The following is a 3,653-nucleotide window of genomic DNA, read 5'->3' as shown; positions in this document are numbered from 1 at the left end:
GTCTATTTCGCTACTATACTCATAACTGCTAAGAAAATGTAAACACTACCTAGGTAGTGTTTACATTTGAAAAGGTATTGACATTTGGTAGAGATTTTAGTATCCTCTCTTTATGGAAACTCAAAATACAGTTGATTCTCAAGAACTGCCAGTGCATATGAGTTTGTGATAGGCGATAAGCCTACGACTCGGATGCGTTGAGAGAGGCGATCGTCTCTGCGGGTGGGGTGGCGGTGATCCCGCCCCGGGAGAGTTGCACAGCCCCCCGTGACGATCCAGATGATGAGATATTATCGGTTTTAAAAGCGTGTGTGGATGCAGCGGAGAACAGACTCCCGCAGCATCTCTCTCGAAAAACGATTGACCGGATTTGGAACGGAATCAAAGGAGTGTATGGTGGCAAACATCGTCCACCAGATGCTGAGATCTTTGATTACGGTGTCCTGTTTGAAAATACAGACACCGGTGAGGCGGATTCTCATTGAAGCGAGAAGATGCATTTGACATCTCATTACACAGATACCAAATACCTATAGCACAATCTTGGTTTAGACAGTGGACCAAATTTCCGATGGCGGTACACCTTGGAGAAAAGAAAAAGTTACATAAGGAGAATAATGGCTAATTATGATGAAAACCTAGTGAACGATGTTGCGGAAAAGTGTTGGTGGCGTTACACGCCCAAGAGGAAGTTGGTCGAAGAATTCAATCTCACCGAAGATCAGATTGACGAATTGCGTGAGACACCTCAGTATCGCAGAAGGGGGCTGGAGTTGATGGTCGCGCAAAGACCGAGGGCAGAGTTCGAGAAGTGGGTTAATGACAAACCGAATTTCAGTGAGTGGTGGGGTCGGCGCATGGGGGTTGAACCTGAAATTGTCTCTGTTATGGTTGAAGAGGCACGTCAGTTTCACAAGGACATCGCTTCCGGCAGAGTCAAAGCACCCAGAGTCGTCCATAACCCTGACAAGGTTGACGCATCTCAGGTGGAGGAAATCGGAAGCGGGAGTGAGTCGGTTTATCTCTACTACTTCCCGACGTATCGACGATATGCTGAATCGTTAAGAGATCCTCAGTGGCCCTGCAATATCGGCCGGACAGAAGGATATGTTGCATACAGGATTCGTGATCAAATTGGGGATCAACTTCCAGAGAAACCCCAACTTGCCCTCGTTCTCAGGACAGATGATTGTCTGTGGCTGGAATCGAAAATACACGCGGCGTTAAAGAGAAAAGGCAAGCAGATAGAAGGTGCGATTGGTGAAGAATGGTTTATGACCTTTCCCAGCGAAGTTAAATCCATTTACTTAAGCATTTCCGGGGCGGATTGATGTCTTCTTAAGGCAGCTGCGTAAGTCCTTAGACGATTGTATTGTCTTGAGGTGGATAGAATGTTTACCTCTCGGAAATGATGGAGAAGATAAAGCAAGAGATTCGCTGCAGATGGAATATATGAAGGTTAGCGTTGTCAGTTCGTAGGTGAAGAATCTCAATGAGTAGATACTACGATAAAAACTTCTATTCCCCGGTCAGTAGGACTCAGTATATAGGGGCACAAAAGGCAGAAACTGAAATATCCCCGGAAACAGAGCAGAGTTCGCCTCAAATAGCCTCGGAGAAATCACCGAAACCTAAGGGAAAAGAAAAGCAATTATACCACTGGTGTCATACGAGAGGCTCTCATCACGGAGTTATTGAAGGATTCTTCGCCGAAAATGATAAGGAGGCAAAGCATATCGTTGAGGCGGCAACAAGCGCGCACCGTTGGAACAAACCGTGGCAAAAACAAAATCCAGATATTGGTGAATATGTCAAATATCGTGGGGATGGAGAGTCTATTAAACTCTTTAAATGTCGTGGTGTACCATGTGGGGCTTGTCTTGCGAATGCCTCATGAGGTATTTGCCCTGTCGAGTCGAGGCGTAGCGTTTTCTCCCGATGGGCAGATATTGGCAAGCCGGTGCTTCGACAGATTCCTCCATCTCTGGGACACTGAGACAGTCAAACCGCCGCGAACCTTTGAAGGACGGCTATACGAATAGTACCTATAGGTGAATCATGAGCAAACGATCCACGTTCAAAACGCGATTCAAAAGTCAGCTGATGCTGGCTTTTCTTTGCGTTATCGTAGCGGTGGTTTTTGATCCTCAGAGATTTCAACCGCTCGGGCGGGGTATCGTTGGCGTGATTCTTGACACTGTGATAATTGCAGAGCCATTTAGTTTTAAGAATCTTCATTGAATGAGTTTAACTGCGAGTTTAGGTTTTTCTGCGAAGCATCGCAGAGTTTGCGTGATCTTTGTATAGCCATTGAACCGGAAAACAGAAAGGACTGTATTGCGTAAAGCTGCCATGATTTGGGGTATTGCTGCGGTTCGGACCTGTGAGGCATCTTCTCGGAAAACGACGTCTCGTGTCCAATGGAGTTTGTTCTCTATGGTCCAATGTCCCCTTCGAAGTGTGAGGAGGTCTTTAGCGGTGGCTTTCTCTGACGTTAGACTCGTGATGCCATATTGTGTGTCGTGTGTGATTTCGCCTGTTGCGAGATGTTTTCGGTGCGTCTGGTATTCATAGACCTGTGCGAGTCCTGGCCAGTTGAGATGTTCGTTGAGAAGTGTGCTGGCTCGAAGGGTTCGGGTCGTGAGGATGCCGCGTTTTTTTTACTGAGTGGTATGTTCATCAAGATGTGCGTTGGCTTGGGTATGGAGTGTTTGAAACCTTCTCTCTTCAATGGCTTGTGGGTCGTTTTCGGAAAAAGGTTGAAACAGGTCTTTGATGTCATCAAAGACCTGTTTCTGATTCGCTTTCACCGGTAGCACATAGTCGCCGTGATGGTCGATGATGCTTTGGCAAAACCGACGTTGCGTCAAAAGCGCATCCGTCGTGATGACCTTTCCAGCGACATCAAACATTTTCAAGAGTTCCGTAGAGACCGGCACTTCATTAGTCTTTTCACTCACAGCGCATTCTGCGAGAGGAATCCCTAACTCATGCGAGACAGCTGCGAGTAGATGCGTCTGTTGGGTGTCTCGGGTGCCGCTGCCTCGTAAACTTTTCCCGTCTATCGCAACGGCTGTCAGGCGGCTCTTCAACTCAGGTGTCGCTTGAAACACCCGAGAGACCCATTGCGTTAGGATTGCTCTAAACGCACCGGATTCAGACGCTTCAGGAGGTTATGAAACGTCGCAGCACAAGGCGATATCGGGTGTGTGAACCCTAAGGCTTTTGTTAGGGACGGGTGCCTGCGTGCCCAAGCTGCGATCGCCGTGTAGCTGCCCTGACCACACATGAGTCCGACGACGATGAGGCCTAAGATGGATCGCAAGGGATGGCGTTTGCCTTTTTGCTTGCGTGGATCTGGCAGTGTTGCTAACATATCAAGTAAGTGGCAGGAAGATGTTCTTGTCATGATTCACCTAAAAAAATGTGCTATTTTTTACGGTGAAGTATAGCAGATGTTGCGTGAAAAATCACGCAACATCTGCTTACCCCAAAAGTATTAACGATTGTGAAAAAAATCTGCCAAAAAATCTAAAACTAAATGGCTCTGGTGATAATTGCTTTGGGTCTTGTGTTTATAGAGACAGTTGTGAATTTTATAGGACTTACGCAGTAGCGATTTATATCGCAGAGGATTTCAGTTGTTGACAAAG

6 protein-coding genes are annotated in these 3,653 nt (G+C 46.8%); 3 read left to right on the top strand and 3 right to left on the bottom strand.

The window, feature by feature from the left end; genetic code table 11:
* Window positions 1-197 precede the first annotated feature (197 nt).
* The 3 genes from F4X88_15790 to F4X88_15780 all read left to right on the top strand — a co-directional run bounded on the left by F4X88_15790 (window position 198) and on the right by F4X88_15780 (window position 1,897).
* Entirely contained in the window at window positions 198-485 is a 288-nt protein-coding gene (locus F4X88_15790; GenBank protein MYA57747.1) for a hypothetical protein, read from the top strand.
* 132 nt (window positions 486-617) lie between these two features.
* Window positions 618-1,331 carry a GIY-YIG nuclease family protein gene (locus tag F4X88_15785; protein MYA57746.1) on the top strand — a complete coding sequence of 238 codons (714 nt, stop codon included), beginning with the start codon at window positions 618-620 and terminating at the stop codon, window positions 1,329-1,331.
* Between the two features lie 161 nt (window positions 1,332-1,492).
* Window positions 1,493-1,897 carry a hypothetical protein gene (locus F4X88_15780; protein MYA57745.1) on the top strand — a complete coding sequence of 135 codons (405 nt, stop codon included), beginning with the start codon at window positions 1,493-1,495 and terminating at the stop codon, window positions 1,895-1,897.
* A gap of 337 nt (window positions 1,898-2,234) precedes the next feature.
* On the opposite strand, the gene F4X88_15775 is transcribed toward F4X88_15780, so the two are convergent.
* The 3 genes from F4X88_15775 to F4X88_15765 are packed head-to-tail and all read right to left on the bottom strand — an operon-like array spanning window position 2,235 to window position 3,409.
* A complete protein-coding gene (locus tag F4X88_15775; protein MYA57744.1) occupies window positions 2,235-2,648 on the bottom strand; it encodes an ISAs1 family transposase in 414 nt (137 codons plus the stop codon).
* A 12-nt stretch (window positions 2,649-2,660) separates the two neighbouring features.
* A complete protein-coding gene (locus F4X88_15770) occupies window positions 2,661-3,113 on the bottom strand; it encodes an ISAs1 family transposase (protein ID MYA57743.1) in 453 nt (150 codons plus the stop codon).
* 17 nt (window positions 3,114-3,130) lie between these two features.
* Window positions 3,131-3,409, bottom strand: a complete 279-nt coding sequence (locus F4X88_15765; GenBank protein ID MYA57742.1) for a transposase family protein — start codon at window positions 3,407-3,409, stop codon at window positions 3,131-3,133.
* Window positions 3,410-3,653: the final 244 nt, after the last annotated feature.

The sequence above is a fragment of the Candidatus Poribacteria bacterium genome (assembly GCA_009839745.1).
GTDB lineage: Bacteria > Poribacteria > WGA-4E > WGA-4E > WGA-3G > WGA-3G.
This window is presented reverse-complemented; position numbering and strand designations above follow the sequence as displayed.

Excerpts from the sequence above, each read along its gene's own strand:
- F4X88_15785 (MYA57746.1), top strand. The coding sequence starts at position 618 with ATGGCTAATTATGATGAAAACCTAGTGAACGATGTTGCGGAAAAGTGT.
- F4X88_15780 (MYA57745.1), top strand. The coding sequence starts at position 1,493 with ATGAGTAGATACTACGATAAAAACTTCTATTCCCCGGTCAGTAGGACT.
- F4X88_15765 (MYA57742.1), bottom strand. The coding sequence starts at position 3,409 with ATGACAAGAACATCTTCCTGCCACTTACTTGATATGTTAGCAACACTG.